This window comes from uncultured Acinetobacter sp. (genome assembly GCF_947624825.1).
Taxonomy (GTDB): Bacteria; Pseudomonadota; Gammaproteobacteria; order Pseudomonadales; family Moraxellaceae; genus Acinetobacter.
Genome location: NZ_CANQLZ010000036.1, coordinates 1 through 16,619 on the forward strand (window position 1 = coordinate 1; position 16,619 = coordinate 16,619).

At 38.0% G+C, this 16,619-nt stretch carries 13 protein-coding genes and 1 pseudogene; 1 reads left to right on the forward strand and 13 read right to left on the reverse strand.

Going from position 1 to position 16,619, the window contains the following annotated elements; translation table 11 throughout:
- Window positions 1-60 precede the first annotated feature (60 nt).
- A pseudogene (locus tag Q0017_RS09270) lies at window positions 61-531 on the forward strand (IS66 family transposase); the annotation flags it as partial.
- A gap of 13 nt (window positions 532-544) precedes the next feature.
- Here Q0017_RS09270 and Q0017_RS09275 read toward each other — a convergent pair.
- The 13 genes from Q0017_RS09275 to Q0017_RS09335 all read right to left on the reverse strand — a co-directional run bounded on the left by Q0017_RS09275 (window position 545) and on the right by Q0017_RS09335 (window position 16,507).
- Window positions 545-1,063, reverse strand: coding sequence for an IS630 family transposase (locus tag Q0017_RS09275; protein WP_298145779.1), 519 nt, complete (start codon window positions 1,061-1,063; stop codon window positions 545-547).
- Between the two features lie 23 nt (window positions 1,064-1,086).
- A complete protein-coding gene (locus Q0017_RS09280; protein WP_298145783.1) occupies window positions 1,087-1,464 on the reverse strand; it encodes an IS630 transposase-related protein in 378 nt (125 codons plus the stop codon).
- Window positions 1,465-1,816: 352 nt separating this feature from the next.
- Entirely contained in the window at window positions 1,817-2,287 is a 471-nt protein-coding gene (locus Q0017_RS09285; RefSeq protein WP_298145785.1) for a transposase family protein, read from the reverse strand.
- Entirely contained in the window at window positions 2,235-2,645 is a 411-nt protein-coding gene (locus Q0017_RS09290) for a transposase family protein (RefSeq protein WP_298145788.1), read from the reverse strand. Before Q0017_RS09290 ends, Q0017_RS09285 begins: the two co-directional genes overlap by 53 nt.
- A gap of 254 nt (window positions 2,646-2,899) precedes the next feature.
- On the reverse strand, window positions 2,900-6,031 hold the full coding sequence (locus Q0017_RS09295; protein WP_298145790.1) for a hypothetical protein: 3,132 nt from the start codon (window positions 6,029-6,031) through the stop codon (window positions 2,900-2,902).
- Entirely contained in the window at window positions 6,021-6,560 is a 540-nt protein-coding gene (locus Q0017_RS09300; RefSeq protein WP_298145792.1) for an ABC-three component system middle component 1, read from the reverse strand. The genes Q0017_RS09295 and Q0017_RS09300 overlap by 11 nt, the downstream gene beginning before the upstream one ends.
- Window positions 6,544-7,842 carry an ABC-three component system protein gene (locus Q0017_RS09305; protein WP_298145795.1) on the reverse strand — a complete coding sequence of 433 codons (1,299 nt, stop codon included), beginning with the start codon at window positions 7,840-7,842 and terminating at the stop codon, window positions 6,544-6,546. Before Q0017_RS09305 ends, Q0017_RS09300 begins: the two co-directional genes overlap by 17 nt.
- Window positions 7,839-8,885: an MBL fold metallo-hydrolase gene (locus tag Q0017_RS09310; protein WP_298145798.1), complete on the reverse strand. Its 1,047-nt coding sequence runs from the start codon at window positions 8,883-8,885 to the stop codon at window positions 7,839-7,841. The genes Q0017_RS09305 and Q0017_RS09310 overlap by 4 nt, the downstream gene beginning before the upstream one ends.
- Window positions 8,886-9,040: 155 nt before the next feature.
- Window positions 9,041-12,301 carry a type I restriction endonuclease subunit R gene (locus Q0017_RS09315; RefSeq protein WP_298145801.1) on the reverse strand — a complete coding sequence of 1,087 codons (3,261 nt, stop codon included), beginning with the start codon at window positions 12,299-12,301 and terminating at the stop codon, window positions 9,041-9,043.
- Between the two features lie 25 nt (window positions 12,302-12,326).
- Window positions 12,327-12,626 (reverse strand): hypothetical protein, encoded by a 300-nt coding sequence (locus tag Q0017_RS09320; RefSeq protein ID WP_298145803.1) that lies wholly within the window; start codon window positions 12,624-12,626, stop codon window positions 12,327-12,329.
- A 67-nt stretch (window positions 12,627-12,693) separates the two neighbouring features.
- The gene (locus Q0017_RS09325) at window positions 12,694-13,716 is read right to left on the reverse strand and encodes a DUF2939 domain-containing protein (RefSeq protein WP_298145806.1); all 1,023 of its coding nucleotides are present in this window, start codon (window positions 13,714-13,716) and stop codon (window positions 12,694-12,696) included.
- 53 nt (window positions 13,717-13,769) lie between these two features.
- A complete protein-coding gene (locus Q0017_RS09330; RefSeq protein WP_298145810.1) occupies window positions 13,770-14,963 on the reverse strand; it encodes a restriction endonuclease subunit S in 1,194 nt (397 codons plus the stop codon).
- Window positions 14,960-16,507 carry a class I SAM-dependent DNA methyltransferase gene (locus Q0017_RS09335; RefSeq protein WP_298145813.1) on the reverse strand — a complete coding sequence of 516 codons (1,548 nt, stop codon included), beginning with the start codon at window positions 16,505-16,507 and terminating at the stop codon, window positions 14,960-14,962. The genes Q0017_RS09330 and Q0017_RS09335 overlap by 4 nt, the downstream gene beginning before the upstream one ends.
- Window positions 16,508-16,619: the final 112 nt, after the last annotated feature.

Below are 16,619 nucleotides of genomic sequence, written 5' to 3' on the forward strand. Positions count from 1 at the left end.
TTCTGCCATCCTCCAAACGTTCTATTTCATTCTCTTCATGACCTCAGGCATACTGCGGTCATGAATACGCTGCCTGATTTAAGCCAACTGACCCATGAACAACTGCTGGAATTTACCAGACAGTTAGCGCTGCAGCATCAGTCTCTGACACAATCAAATCAAGAATTAGAAAAATCAAACCAGCAATTGGATGCCAAAGTTTAGCATCTTTCTATTCTCAATCAAAAATACGAGCATGAACTGGCGCTGTTTAAAAAGCATAAATTCGGCAGTAAAAACGAACATCTCACCGCAAAACAAATCCATCTATGGGACGAAGCGGTCGAAGAAGATATCGCAGCCGTTGATTTGGAATTAGAACGATTAAATGCAGATAAAACCGATGCAGCGACACACAAAGCCAAAACCAATAAACCTAAACGTCGACTGCTGCCAGATCATCTACACACCATCCGTATTGAGCATGAACCTGCATCAACCCAATGCAGTTGTGGTTGCCAGTTACGTCGTATCGGCGAAGATATAGCTAAATAAAAAACATAAGCTACATTAAGTTAAATGCAATGTCTAAGGCTTGAGGGAGATTTCTATTGTCCTGAGCAACCATGTGTCTGACTTTACTTTTCAAGATCGACCATGCTCTTTCAATAGGATTGAGATCAGGACTATATGCAGGCAGATAAACGATTCTCGTCTGATATTGAGCTGCTAAATCATCGATCACTTTTCCTTTGTGTATCGATGCATTGTCGAGGATCAGCAAATATTTTTTAGTCTGAATATCCGGGTGTTGCAAACCCTGCAACAAATACGCTAACCAACACACGAAAATATTCCGATCACACGAACCTTGAAACACTAAAGATTGAATAAACTTGAAGGGTGCATTTGATCTGACAGCACCGATCATGCTGAGTCTCGTACCATGCCCACCGGACCTCAATGCATGACAACGTTTTCCTTTGGGAGACCAACCATAGTCTGCAGTTTCATTGGTATTGATGCCTGATTCATCGATGTAAAGAATATGATCCTCACCATATTGCGCTTTCCATTGAGGCAAACACCATTCAAATACAGCACGGCTTAACTTGCAGGCTTGTTTGTAGAGAAAACTCTTTTTTTACGCGTCCAGCCCATTCGATTGAGAGCACCTAAGATCACCTGATAACTCACGCTATATCCAAAGTGCAATGCAAATAAAGGAACAAGATCTTTGGCTTGGGTAAATGGGGTTGTTTTTACAAATGCTTCAAAGGCTTGCAGATCCAGAATGCATGAGGGACGTCCCATATTTGGAGATTTAGGCTGCTTGAGCTGACCGGTCTGTTGTTCGAGTAGAATCCAATCATCTAGAGTCGTTCTTGCAATATTAAACAGTTCGCATGTCTTCGATTTATGCTTCGATTCTTTATAAAACTGCATGACTTTCTCACGTAGATCAACAGAATATGTTTTTGGCATAATTTTAAAACTGAGTGTTTTTTCTATTGTAGCTCATCTTCTTAATTTAGCTATATAGAAAAATTCATCTATCCATTGATAGACACCCGCATTTTTATTGCAGGACATGACATAAAAAACCTTCCACACTACTTTATAAATGTATTCAAACTATGTAATTCAATTGATCACTGTTTTGTAGACCGATAATTACAATTGGTTATTCTTTTGGTTATTTTTTTAAAAAATTTTAAATTTTATAAATGAAAAACAATATCTTGCATAAAAAATATGATGCGTTCTTTACGCATCATATTTATATTACTCCTCTTGAATACTGGAACATATGTACTAGACTTCTTTCTTTCATAAGTTATTTTTTACTCAGCTCCAAATTGTAGATGCCTGCGATCAAATTAAATCTTAATCCGAGTCTTTTTCCTCGGTTTCGATAACGCTCGGCAAGGATTTTGAAGGTTTTCAAACGGCCAAATACATGCTCAATCCCAATTCTTCTTTTATTAATTTCTTGATTGTAAAATTTTAGCTCCAGATCTAGTTTGCAGCGCTTTTTTGCTTTTAATGGCAATAAGCTATTGGGATACACTGTATAAATCCCTTGATAACCTTTATCTGCAAGGATAAAGGCACCTGCAGGAATCTGATTCAAGTTGCGTTTGAAGAGTTCGAAATCATGTACAGCACCACGATTCGTACATAAACTCAGAACTTGCTGAGTTCTATAATGGATAATGGCCTGAACTTTGAAAGTATGTGCTTTCTTCTTGCCACTATAGCTTTTTTTCTGTTTTTTTAGGTCTTTGTATTGGAATTTCTGTGGCATCTACGATCACCACATTCCAGTCGATCCCTTTGCCTTCAGGCAAACTCTTAGGTAAATTAAATAGATTGGACTTGATGAGGCAATCCTCTACCTGGCGGACGATTCTTGAAGCGGTAGGCTCTGACACGCCATAACTTGTTGCGACATGGAACAAAGTTCGATATTCACGCCAATAACTTAAGCACAGAAGAATTTGATCCTCTATACGCAATTTCGGAGGTCTACCTTTCTCTGGAACATGTTTCTGCAATTGCTCGACCATTAAATCAAAGGTTGACCATGAGATGCCTGTATATCGCTTAAACTGTGTTTCAGAAAGCTTCTTTGAGTCGATGTATTTCATTCGTAAATTATGCATGAATATTCGAAATTCTTCGGTACAAATAAGAAGCAAAAAGTAGATCATTTTTTGATTTATGAAAGAGATCTACTGTAGCTGTGAAACAGTATGAGAGTTTCAACTATTTTTACTAGGATTATTGATTATTCTATATAGTTCGAAAGTCATAGCGAGTAGTAAAATTAAGGTTTGAAGATTTATTCTACTATCTCGCTATTTTTTGAACGGCAAATATCAAAGCACTTTAGTCATCTTACAACACTCTTGAAGCTTTAACTATAGAATGGATCAACTGGCACAGCTACACCATACTTTTCCAACTGCAAAAATTTTGATCCAAAAATTTGTGAAGGAATTTTGCGTTGGAGTAACTTAAAAAAGTTCTCATCATGCGTCGAAATAATAATTTGTTTATTAAACTGAATGCATATACTGCGTAAGAGATCAATTGTGGAAAGTATGTTTATTGAATCCATAGATTGAATTGGATCATCTATTAAAATAACATCAACGGGCTTTCCATCATCGTCTTTTGCATGCAATGCATTTGCTAAAAAGACACTAAGGCTCAAAATATTGCTTTGAGCTGCACTAAAATAGAGAATTGGGGAGATGATTAAACCTGTTTCATCTCTCATAACAATATTTAAACAAGGCTTATCAAACGAATCGAAATTCACCTGAAACACTACTTTTTTGAAATCAGGATGTGGATCAATTTTTTTATAAATTGAGTTAATTAGCTCTTCATAGAAAAAATTATTGATAAGCTCTTTGAGACTACTCACGATTTCCTGCATTTCCACGTTCAAAGCTTCACGAACTGTACGAAGTTTTTTTAGATCTTTCTTAATCGTAACTAGCTCTTTTTGCATAGATATACGATTAATATACGGTGTAAACGAAACAATTAGTTCTAAAAGTAAATTAATACGATTTAATCTTGTTTCAATTTCTTGAACGCGGTCCTTACAATCTTCAATTTCAGTATTTACTAACGTCTTAATTTTTTCTAATGGATATTCTGGCCTAACAGTAATAACTTCTGATAGATTTTGATAATAAGCATTAATTTCGAAATTAATTTTAGCAATATTTACTTCTAAATTTTCCTTTTGCAACTTTAACTCAGCAAAATCCATCCATGTACCATCTGCAAGCATTTCTTTATTCAAATCATTATATTTAGATTTTAGGACTTCTTTTTTTGCTCCGTATTCAAAAAGCTGACTATTAATTTCATTTCGTTTCAATTCACAATGATTTCTGAGGTCTGAAACAGAAACAGCATTCTCGTTAATATATGCTAATACTTTTATATAGCCATATTCATTACGCTTCATATTTATTGTAGAGGCAATATGTTGCACCTCAGTGTCTTGAGCTTTGACACTATCCGTAAGTAATATAATTTTATTTTTTAAATCAATATGTTTCTCACGCAGGATTGAACTTTTGACTGTAAGTTCTTTAATTTCAGCATCGGCTCGAGCAATCAGATCTTCATGTGAAAGATCCCAAACTGACTGTTCCAATTGCAAGACGATGTTTTCTAAGTTTTTACACTCTGTTTCTAGATAAGACTTATCTTGCTCTGCTTTGGTAAATCGATCATTCACCTCATTCAGTGCTTTATGTAAAGTATTAAGTTGTTGAACTTGGGCTTCAATTGCTCGTTGCGTGATATCTTCAATAGTCGCATATAACTCTTTCTCTCGTATAGAAGACTCTGACAACTTCCGAGAGTTCTCTTGACTTAATTCAGAGAGTAGATTTTGACTCTTTATTTTGCTGAGCAATACATCAGGAGAAGGATGAGGGACTGTACATAAAGGACAGATATTAGAAGAATGGATACTAAGATAATCGATGCCAATGGCTATCAACTGTTCTTGTAATTCCATTTGTTCGCTTAAAGCTTTTTGAGTAGCAAGAATAGTGTGATTGTGCATTGCTATCAAATTGAGATCAGCCTTACATCTCATCAACTCTTCTATTTTATTTTGATCAAAATAAAAGTGCCCTAGATTTTTACTTAATAGTAAATCCGATGTGATTTTTAATGAAGAAATCGTATTTAACTTACTGTTTAAATCATTAAATAAGTTCTGATCTTTTTGGATTAAGTTTACCTGATCCGAAATTTTCGCTTTAAGATCATTAATTTTAGCTCTATGATTTGAAATATTTAAATAAATGGATCCTGCATTATTAAGAGAGTTTTTTAAGAACAGAATTCTATTCTCAACAGTTTTGATTTCTTGTTCCAATTTAATTAGGTTATTTTCATCAAAGGTTATTTCAGCAGAATTTTTGGACCGCTCCTTAATCAAATTTTCTTGTTTTAAAGACAATTCTTGAAGAATTTTGTTAGTTTCTAAAAAAGCGTCTATACGATCAGCAACTTCATTAAAACTTATTTGATAAGTATATAGGTTTTTATGTTCTTCTGTACATTTGTTATAAGAGTCTAATAAGATCTGATATCTTTCAGCATCAGCAACGCCTTTTTCTAATCTAGAAAATTGTTTTTTTTGCTCTATCAAATTCTTGGTATCAAGCTCTATTTTTGGTATTTTCCCTAAGGAATTTATTAATAATTCTAACTTTCGTACATTGTTTTGATTCTCTGTATTCAACTCATGCTGTCGTGATACAAGATTAGCCTTGAGTTGATAGTCATTTTGCGATGAAATATTTTCATTAGCTATACTTATACTTTCCCCCATTAAATTCAGTTCAGAAGCAATTGTATTGAACTGCTTAATAGACGTTAGATCAAGTGGTTGACTTATTATATCAATAAGCTTTTTTTGTCTTTTTTCTAGATTCTTCACCTCCGCGTCAATATCAGTTATGAAGACCCATAATTCTTTACGAGCCTGTTCAAGATCACCACCAAAACTCTCAATAAATTTGATATAACGATCTTGTGGATTGGTTTCACGAAGAAATCTATCAATCTCATCCTGGCTCAGAATTACACGTTTAAAAAAATCATTTTCTTTTCGGCTATTATCTCCAATCCGAATATCCTTTTGATTTTTTTTTGGAGTGGGTAACTCTCGCTCAAAGATCATCGGCAAAGTGGTAGATACGGACACTTTGGTTACAGATGTTGTATCAGCAAAATTATTTCTAAGAATTTTTTGTGCCTGATTAGGATCTTTGGTTGCTTTAGCAGCAATTTCATTATTTGATTTATTATAATCACTAAGCCTTGTTAAATGATTGGTGACAGCCCACTCAATTGCGTCGTAGAAAGAGCTTTTACCAAAACCATTTGGCGCATAGAGCGCCACGAAATTTGATGGTACGTCACCTTCATTTGTAAAATTGAAAGTCCCATCAGACTTTGCTCTATAAGCACGAAATGCCTCAATTTCAACTTTTTTAATTTTCATTATTGCTCAAAAACTCAATCATTTTATCAATCATCAAGGCACGCTTTTCCTTAGAATCAATTTTTGCATCTAAGGGTGCTCCACTAACATACTCTCTTAAAGGATGGGTAATCTTTATCGATTCATGTAATTGCGAACTTAATTTTAAATCAGAACCTAATAACTGTTTATGTAATTCAAAAGCTAATCTCTCCGGATTAGGTACTTCAAGAAATTCATCAAGTATGATCTTACGAGCAACAAACTTATTGTTTTCGATTAGATATTTTTCCCATATAGGAACACGACCACTTGTGACAAAGGTTAAATATACATTCCAAGCTGCCAAACTACCTGAAGGCTGATGGTAAACAGAAACCATACTTTGAATAGCTTGCCAATTTTCAACTATATCTTCTGGTCTTTCACATACACATACTATGCAAGATATGAAGGGTATAGTCCCCTCTGACCGAAACATATGGAAGCACATGTTTCCATATTCTCTATAGAGATCACTAAAATCAGCTTTTTCACTTAATAATTTCATTAAGCTTTTCCTTTAATAGCCGTAGTTGTTCTCTAGCTGAATTAAAATCTTGATACTCATCTTCTATATCAACTACACAAGTCTTACGTAGTCCTTGTAAATGACTTAAGCTAAAGCTTGCATATATCGAACTTTCAACTTCATCTATAGGAGCTAATGGCCCCTGATTTGGAACTATGGCAATGTTATTAATCACTTGTTTAAGTTTAAAGTCTGGTGGTAATGTCCTCGCGGCAGCATCTGGTGATGCTATAATTAATGTACCATCTTTATCTAAAAGTTTACGTGCTGTTTTAAGAAAGTCTTCTAAGCGTCGAACCCAATTATCGCTACTACTGGTATACATTAACCGGCGCTTTCGCTTTAACCCCTCTATATAAGCATCATCAGTTTTTCCACAATCATCCATCAAAGCACAAATTACGAGAAACTCTAAATAAGCTTCCCACAACTCTAAACTCTTTAACTCATCAGATTTCCGTGGATCTGCTAAAAGCTCTACACCATATTGGTCTAAAATTTTATATGGTGGAGGCATTTCATTAGCAATGAGTGAATCAGTAAATTGATCTAAACCTGTTTTCAAATGACGGATATTTTCCGGATCAATAACATTGAACGCAAATATTTTCTCTCTAACTTTTGAAAAGCATTCCAGATGAGCAGGAATCATTGGTGCACTTTTATTTATTTCTATTATTTCATGAAACTTCTGTAGGCTATGGCATTGTACTCGACCATATTGCTGATCTTCATTAGTTGCATCCATTCTGAACTCAACACCCGTAAGAAACACCTGCCCATCTTTATGAAGGTAAATACCTCCACCAGACATTCCTTCGATTTCAGACTTACTTGGGATACCGTCAATTGTGAAAAAAATAAGATCATCATTCACATTTGTCATATGCCCACCATAAAACTTTATTGGGGTTTGACTAGTTCTCTCTCCCTGTGGATATCCAACTAAGGTTAGGTCAGCACGATGCTGTAATTCCTTAGCATTAAAAATTTTTTGTGTTACATGGGCCTGAAAACTAACTTTTAAAATCACATAATCGTTCGATAATGTTGCCAAAATGAAGGGCGAAGAATGTCTGAGTACTTCTAGAACCTCAACTGGATTTCCTTGATAATCCAAAACTTCATGAGCAGTGATACCATCAAGCACATGAGCTGCTGTTAGTACATATGAGTACTCCTGTGTCATAGCATTGACGAGAACACCACTCCCCCCATTAACCCTGACACAGTAAGACTGTATGATTTCAGAAACGGTCATAGTCTGATCTCACTATCGAGCACCTCTACTCGAGAAGTAATAACTTGTTCTGGTAACCGTAATTTTGAAATAACATTTTCATAATTGAAAAGAATTTTTCCATTTGTAGATTTAAGAATTCTCGCAATTGTCCTTTTATTTGGAAGGCCGTGTTTTGAACCATCAGTGGAAATTACGTAACATTTTGAATCAAGAAGGGAAAGTGTCTCATTGCTTGTATTATACTGGCTACCATGATGCGAAATCTTCACTAGATCAAGTTTAATTTTATTAGCATCACTGTAGCCTCTTGCTCTCAGATTATCTGCAATAACTTTATCATGTGCATCACCAAGAAAAAGCATAGCTTTATTCTCAGCCTCTAAAAGGAATGCAATTGAGCTCCCGTTGTAAATAGAAGGGTCTGAATCAAATTTATCATCAGCCCATATATCTTCTAAAGAAAGATGATAATCATTACTATGGGATGATGTTGCACCAGAATCTGCTTCAGTAGGCCACTTGTGTAAAAGTCTCTCAAGCTGGCATCTCTCAGGTGATAATACTGTCAAGGTAAAAGGGCCTAAATAATAAACTTGCCCTGCCATAATAAGTGGTGCTCGTACACACATGATTTCATCAAGTAAAGCCTCGAGATCTTTACCTTGTTGCACACTAGTTTGAGGCGAATTACCAACCAATATAATATTATTTTCTGGAATTTCGGGGACATTAAAACCTTGTGTAATCAATCTAGATGAATTAAACCAAATCGTTTTCACCAATTCAGCAAGATAACCTGGCTTTTCAAAAGCCCTTATTAAGCCATGTATATGGTCATCATCTATATGCGTTAGGATAGCTAAATCGATGCTCTGCCCCTTCTTTTTTATCTCTTCAAGAGCATCACGTAAAGGGCCAGAATATCGTTGTCGAGGGCCATACATGAAAGTAGTAGATGGTCCACCATCAATCAATATATTAAAAACATCCGATTTTCCCTCATGAGTAATCAGGATGCAATCTCCATGTTTTGCTTTCAGGATACGAACAATGACACCCATAACACATTCTATTTATATCTTTCAAAGTGTTGATACAATAAGCATTTTTTAGTTAAATTAATAGCTAAAAATTTCTAGTTAATTAAATTGTATTGGTTTTCTTCTCCTAGAAAACCTCATTTTTAAAATATATATCACAATTTCCACAAGAAAAATTAAGCGATTTCTAACTCATCTAGCTTAGCCAACTGATCTGCCAATTGCTCCGCCTGTTCTAATACAGTCTCTGTTGCGAGCAGAGCCATGTCAGGTGGATAGCCATACTTCTTGAGCAATCGTTTCACAATAACTCTAAGCTTGGCTCTTGCAGCCTCTTTAATGGTCCAATCCAATGTGACATTCCTACGAATGGATTCTGTGAGGACCACAGCTAACTCTCTAAGAATCTCCTTTTGCATCAACTCTCGTGCACTGTCATTTTCAGCAACTGCTGAGTAGAACGCATATTCGTACTCAGTGAGGTTAAGCTCTTTGGCCAGGTTGTCTGACTCTTGGATGGCTTTTGCTAACTTAATTAGCTCATCAATCACTTGAGCTGCTGTCAGTACCTTATTCTGATAGCCCTTGATCGCTGAATTCAACATATCCATGAGCTTCTTACCTTGAGTGACACTGCGTTGTTCTCTCATCTTGATCTCATCACCAAGAAGCTTCTTTAATGTCTCAAGTGCAATGTTCTTATGCTTATAGCCTTTCATCTCCTGCATGAACTCATCAGAGAGAATGGAGATATCAGGCTTTTGAATTCCTGCTGCATCAAAAATATCTACCACTTGTTCTGTGACAAGTGCTTGGTCAATGGTTTGTTTAACCCTAGCTTCAAGCTCAGCATTGCTCATACCTGAAATTTTGCCTGAGCCATCACTAAATTTCGCTAGACGCGCTTTGACTGCTTGGAAGAACGCAACAACCGGTGCGGCTTCCATTGCATGAGGATGTGGAACTGCTAAAGCAAATGCCTGTGACATCGCTGCAACTGCTGTGAGGAAGCGAATCTTACCTTCACCTTGGTCAACGCCTAAAATATGCTCCTCTGCCTCCAGGATAATGTTGAGCTTACGAGAAGTATTCGCTATGAAGTATTCTTGATAATTGAAGCCATGCATGATGCCATCAATGACTTCAAGCTTCTCTTGTAAGATGGTTGCAGCTTCATCTTGTACTAATGCAGGATCACCTTTACCACCTGCCTCAGAGTAGAATGACAGTGCTTCTTTCAAGTCAGATGCAATACCTAAGTAATCGACAACAAGTCCGCCAATCTTGTCCTTATAGACACGGTTCACTCGTGCAATGGCTTGCATGAGATTATGACCTTTCATGGGTTTGTCGATGTACAGCGTATGCATACTCGGAGCATCAAAACCAGTCAACCACATATCACGTACGATCACGAGCTTCAGCTTGTCATCATCATCTTTCATACGATTGGCTAATATTTGACGTTGTTGCTTGGTGGTATGGAAGCCAGCATATTCAGGACCATCTGATGCAGATGAAGTCATTACAACCTTGATCACACCATCATTCAAATCATCGCTATGCCATTCTGGCTTAAGCTGGACAATTTGATTGTATAAATCGACTGCAATACGCCGTGACATAGCCACAACCATACCTTTGCCTTGGTTTGCATTAGCTTTAAGTCGTTGCTCAAAGTGTTCTACGATGTCTTGGGCAATGGCTTTGATACGCTGTTTACTGCCGATCAATCCTTCAACCCGTGCCCACTTAGCACGCTCTTTTTGGGTTTGGTTTAAGTCATCTTCACTAAACTGATCATCGAAGTCCTCAATCAGTTCTTTGCCTTCTTCACTAATTGCAATCTTCGCCAATCGGCTTTCATAGAAGATACGAACAGTAGCACCATCTTCAACAGCTTGTGAGATGTCATAGATATCTACGTAGTTACCAAAGACAGCAGGTGTATTTACATCGGTCTTCTCAATGGGTGTTCCAGTAAAACCAAGGTAAGTCGCATTCGGTAAAGCATCACGCATATATTTAGCAAACCCATAGACGGTACGTTTGCCAACGACCTTACCATCGTCATCTTTAACATCAACCTCTTTAGCATTAAAGCCATATTGAGAACGGTGTGCTTCATCTGCAATCACAACAATATTGCTTCGATCAGAGAGCTGCTCATAAACGCTGCCTCCATCTTCAGGTTGGAATTTTTGAATGGTGGTGAATATCACGCCACCCGAGCCGACCCTGAGTAACTCTTTAAGTTCTTCTCTGTTATCTGCTTGTTTCGGTGTTTGTCTGAGCAGTTGGCTTGATGCAGCAAAGGTTCCAAATAGTTGATCATCTAAGTCATTGCGATCTGTGATGACCACGACTGTTGGATTATCTAAAGCTAAGACAATCTTGCCTGTATAGAACACCATAGACAAAGATTTACCCGAACCTTGGGTATGCCAAACTACACCTGCCTTTTTGTCACCCACAGCTTGTTGCTGAACCAGTTCCAGCTTGCTTCTGCCTTGATGCTGCATGGCAAGTTCTGCGGACTTCGACTCCGAGTTTACAGCAGAGGCACGAATGGTTGAGAGGACTGCCGCATTGACTGCATAGTACTGATGATAGGCAGCCATCTTCTTAATCGTTTTGATGGTGATTAAGCCATTAGTATCTTCTTGCTTATTCGATTCAAATACAACGAAATGTCTAATCATATCCAATAATGTTACTGGATTAAGTAAACCATGAATCAAGATTTCAAGCTGTGCTTGAGTCTTCTTGGCTTTGCTTTGACCATTGGTCGTCTTCCAAGCCATATAACGACTAAGGTCTGCTGAAACTGTCCCTGCTTTTGCCTCTAAACCATCAGAAATGATGTTAAAGGCATTGTAGGTAAATAAGCTAGGGATTTGGCTTTGATAGGTCTGAAGCTGCTTATATGCACCTTCTAGAGTCGCATTTTCACCCGTGGCGTTCTTCAGCTCAATCACGACTAAAGGTAGACCATTTATATACAGAATTAAATCCGGGCGCCGTGTCCAACGATCTTCTTTGACCGTAACTTGATTGACCACAATAAAATCATTATTGCTTGGATTATTAAAATCTATAAGCCAAGCATATTCACCTTGAGTATGACCATCTTTACTAACTTCGATGTTTATCCCTTCGGTCAACAAGCGATGAAAAGCTTGGTTATTGGTGAGTAAATCAGGGGATGATAGATTGGTGATTTGCTTCAGTGCTTCAATGCATTTGTCTTCGCTTAAATGAGGATTAAGACGTTGTAATGCCTCTAGCACTTTGGCTTCTAAGATGACCTGCTTATAGCTTCGTAGAGGATTGCTTCCCTTAGGTTCAATATCTGGTCCATACACATAGCTATAGCCCAACCCCTCTAATTGCTCTATCGCCATCAATTCGATGTCTGATTCGGTCATCTTAGACATTCTTCTTTTACCCTCTAATCTGATCTTAGTATTGGTCAAACTCTTGGATGTTTGATTCCAAGGTCTTTGTATTTTCATAAACAGTCGGAACTACAGTACGCCAATCTTGATATTCAAAATCATCAACATTTGAACTCAATTCTTTGATTGATGTATTGGTCGCATCAATATATTCCTTCTGAGATGTAACTTGAGCCTCCAACTCACTGATCTGTGATTGGTAGTCAGACTCCATTGCATCGTATTCTGCCTGGGTCACTTTTTCAGTACACCCACCTAAAAAAATAGAAGTAGCAATTACTGAGAAAAGCACATGGTATTTCATGTTACTTGCCTTATGGTTTGGAAAACTCTCTAGATTGAGCCATCAAAATAGATGGCTCATTTCTTACTTAATTTGCATCTTTAACATCATAACCATAGTGCTGAGTAGCATCTTCCATGGTTCCATCGAAATCACCATGACAAGCCTGTAGATACATTTCTGCATCTGTCATTAATACGCCAGGTACACCCATGTCATTATTTAATGGAATAACTGTGACTTGACCATCCATACGTACTGTCGGCTTTTCTATAGAACATGTAATTTGAATTTTGTGGGTATTATCGGACCATTCAATCGCTTCTTGTTCCCATCCCTTACTACCACCAAGCAGGGTTAATTCAAGGTCCACATCACTTGGCGTTTGATTTAATATCTGGAAATTTTTGACTTGAGCAACAGAACACGGATCACGATAGCAAAATTCCATGGTCTTGCCCGGTTGTACTCCTGAATGGTCAAACACTGACGTAGTCTCAGGCACAACTATTTCCTCTACAGGTTCTTCAATTTCTTGAGGTTGTACAGGTTTTGCTTCTACTATTTGGGCATCTTTAGCATCAAGTGGTAATACAAACTTCTTAACTTTCCAACTTAATCCATCACGCTCCATAATAACTTTAAGCATCTTATTATTATTTAGATTTTTGAGTGTTGCCTCAAACATATTCATAGACAAGTAACGTGTACTATATTCAAGTTTTGGCTTATCTTCAGACTGCTCTATACCACTCTGTTGATGATTCTGTAGAGTATCTTTAAAGTCCTTACCTTGCATCATCAAGGTGAGCCCTTGTGGACTTACCAATGAATCCACCACTTTCTCAACCATAGTTGTCGCAACCATTGCCCCAAAAGCTTCCCAACCATCTGCTTTATCCGATACTACATCTTTCATGAGATGAGCATTCATCTGATCCTTTAAGCTTTGACGCACACTTGGATAGTCAACATAAGCAGATACCTTTTCACTATCACCTTGCTGTGCAGCTTTCTTAATCGTGTTCAATACCAAATATGGTGAAGCATAAATATATGCCAATACGATAATGAGCAGTGCAACCACGCCTGCTATAACTTTTTTGTTCATGGTTTCCCCGAATGTAAAAAAGGTGAAGCCAACAAATGACTTCACCTTAAATTTTATGCAACGTCTTCTATTGGGTATTGGACTCTCACTTCACCACTCATGAGCTTGGGTAGAAGCGTGTCTCTTAGGTTTTCTAGTGTTTGGATTTGCTCAACGTTATTTAGTTTCTTCTCAAATAATGGAGCTATTTCTGACTCGAATTCAGCAATGCTATCCATTGATGGTAGCTTAAGAACTACATCTTCGAATGTCCTTGTCGTGATTGTATCAAATACACTTCCATATGCGGCTGCTGATAGTTCATCAACGATGTAAGCTAACAGCAAGTACACAAAGTAGTAGTGCGTATGTTCTTTAGGAACAATTCCATAATTGGACTGACTAAATGTCATCGGCTTAGATAGCATGGCATACTTACCAACCGTACCCCTCGCACTAATGACAGAAGCTAACTTAGGTAACAACTTCGTTGAGCTTTTCTGTAATCCAAATTCTGTAATGGATTTCTCTGCTTTTACAATAAAGCCCTGGTGTGCATTAGCAATATCACCACCCGAAAGCCAAGGAATGTCACCATCCCAATAACTAGCTTCAGAGGTTTTAGGCGTACCACCACCAACTAGCGAGAAAACATCCAATACCTTGGTTTCATTCCAATCCTCTCTCGCTTCCTCAATAAACCATTGACGAAACAGTGTTTCAGCCATGGCTTCCAAGGTCTTGTTCTGACGATGCAGCAGGTCAATTTTCAATGATAAGTTGAAGTACACATCGCCAATATACTTTTGGAGTTTCTCTTCAACTAATGGGATCTGTAAATCATCAAAGTCTGATTTCTTAAAATGAGGAATCAATGATCCTACATGTAAGCCTTCAATCTCTTGCTGAATTTGGCTTGATCTAAGCACTGCAAACAAGTATTTGGGATAGACCTTATTCTCATCAACTCTTAAGGCAACCATATCTTGAGCTATGCAAAAATCCACTGGATTGTTAACCCAGTTAACTCTCCCTGGGGTTCCTTTCAGAACAAATATTAGATCTCCAGGTTCAGGATGCCCTCTAAACCAGGAGTCATAGACTTCCTGCCTGACATATCGGACCTTTTCATAGACTGGATACAAGTGTTCATTCTTAACACAGTTTGTTGCGATTAGTGGAATACCTGTTTCACTTGTTGGACAAGTTTTTCCCCTATTATCAATGATTTTAGATAACAGGCTTCCAAAAGGTACGCTAGTTGTCATACCACCACCTTTGCCAAGTTCTCAGCAATGGCTTGATTAAGCTTGGCCTCTTCTGCAAGCTGTGCTTCAAACTCGGCTTTCAGGCTGGTGAAGCGTTCCTTGAAGTCGAACTCGTCTTCATCATCAGCTAAACCAACATAACGACCTGGTGTCAGTACATAATCAAGCTCAGCAACTTTCTCAAGCGGTACAGATGCACAGAAGCCTGCTACATCTTCATACTCACCCTCTTGATTTCTCCAATTGTGATAAGTGTCAGTAATCAGCTTGATGTCTTCATCAGACAATACTTTGGTTCTGCGGTTGATCAGATGACCTAAGTTACGAGCATCAATGAATAGGATCTCATTGCTACGATCTTTGTACTTGGTTGAGCCAACACGATCACGACGCATAAACCATAAAGCAGCAGGAATCTGTGTATTCAGGAATAGCTTGGCAGGTAGATTTACAATACAGTCAATGACATTGGCTTCAGAAACCAAGGCTTTACGAATCTCACCTTCACCGCTTGTCTTAGAAGTTAAAGCACCTTTAGCAAGGACTACACCTGCCTGACCTTTAGGACTCATGTGATACAAGAAGTGTTGCATCCAAGCAAAGTTCGCATTACCTGCAGGTGGTGTACCCAATGACCAACGAGCATCGCCAACTAGCTGCTCACCACTCCAATCAGAGACGTTGAATGGGGGGTTAGCAATGATGTAATCCGCTTTCAGATCTTTATGTGCATCATTGAGGAATGAACCCTCAGAGTTCCATTTCACATGCTCTGAGTTAATACCACGAATGGCTAAGTTCATCTTTGCGAGTCGCCAAGTGGTTTGGTTGCTCTCTTGACCATAGATCGAGATGTCATCCACTAAGCCCTGATGAGCTGAGACAAACTTCTCTGACTGTACAAACATACCACCTGAACCACAACAAGGATCGAATACACGGCCTTTGTATGGCTCAAGCATTTGAACCAATAAACCAACGATAGACTTAGGCGTGTAGAACTGACCACCTTGCTTACCTTCAGCTAAAGCGAACTCACCAAGGAAGTACTCGAATACGTGCCCTAGAACGTCCGCAGAGCGCGATTTCGCATCGCCTAGTGCAATGTTACCAATAAGATCTATTAGCTCACCTAGGCTCGTAGGATCGAGATTCTGACGTGCATAAACTTTAGGAAGCACACCCTTCAACTGTGGGTTGTCATTCTCAATGGCTTCCATAGCATCATCGACAATCTTACCAATGGTCGGTTGCTTTGCTTGGTTAAGTAGGAATGACCAACGTGCATTCTCTGGGACAAAGAACACGTTGTATGCAGTGTATTCATCACGGTCTTCTGGATCAGCACCTGCAAATTCGCCTTCACCTTCTACGAGGAGATTGTAGTGCGCTTCAAAGGTATCACTAATGTATTTAAGAAAAATTAAACCCAACACAACGTGTTTGTATTCAGCTGCATCAATGTTTTTTCGCAGTTTATCCGCTGTTTTCCAGAGTACAACTTCTAATGGTTCTTGTTTAACTTGCTTTGGAGCGCGTGCCATGTATTTGCCTGAATCTTTAAATCATCTCAATAGCTTATATTCTAACAAGTTTACTCCAAGGAGATTAAAAAAATTTAGCCTTTAGATACTTAAACCAAGCATTCAGCGATCT

Excerpts from the sequence above, each read along its gene's own strand:
- Q0017_RS09285 (WP_298145785.1), bottom strand. The coding sequence starts at position 2,287 with ATGCCACAGAAATTCCAATACAAAGACCTAAAAAAACAGAAAAAAAGC.
- Q0017_RS09320 (WP_298145803.1), bottom strand. The coding sequence starts at position 12,626 with ATGAAATACCATGTGCTTTTCTCAGTAATTGCTACTTCTATTTTTTTA.
- Q0017_RS09335 (WP_298145813.1), bottom strand. The coding sequence starts at position 16,507 with ATGGCACGCGCTCCAAAGCAAGTTAAACAAGAACCATTAGAAGTTGTA.
- Q0017_RS09280 (WP_298145783.1), bottom strand. The coding sequence starts at position 1,464 with ATGCCAAAAACATATTCTGTTGATCTACGTGAGAAAGTCATGCAGTTT.
- Q0017_RS09290 (WP_298145788.1), bottom strand. The coding sequence starts at position 2,645 with ATGCATAATTTACGAATGAAATACATCGACTCAAAGAAGCTTTCTGAA.
- Q0017_RS09295 (WP_298145790.1), bottom strand. The coding sequence starts at position 6,031 with ATGAAAATTAAAAAAGTTGAAATTGAGGCATTTCGTGCTTATAGAGCA.
- Q0017_RS09305 (WP_298145795.1), bottom strand. The coding sequence starts at position 7,842 with ATGACCGTTTCTGAAATCATACAGTCTTACTGTGTCAGGGTTAATGGG.
- Q0017_RS09315 (WP_298145801.1), bottom strand. The coding sequence starts at position 12,301 with ATGTCTAAGATGACCGAATCAGACATCGAATTGATGGCGATAGAGCAA.
- Q0017_RS09325 (WP_298145806.1), bottom strand. The coding sequence starts at position 13,716 with ATGAACAAAAAAGTTATAGCAGGCGTGGTTGCACTGCTCATTATCGTA.
- Q0017_RS09310 (WP_298145798.1), bottom strand. The coding sequence starts at position 8,885 with ATGGGTGTCATTGTTCGTATCCTGAAAGCAAAACATGGAGATTGCATC.
- Q0017_RS09300 (WP_298145792.1), bottom strand. The coding sequence starts at position 6,560 with ATGAAATTATTAAGTGAAAAAGCTGATTTTAGTGATCTCTATAGAGAA.
- Q0017_RS09330 (WP_298145810.1), bottom strand. The coding sequence starts at position 14,963 with ATGACAACTAGCGTACCTTTTGGAAGCCTGTTATCTAAAATCATTGAT.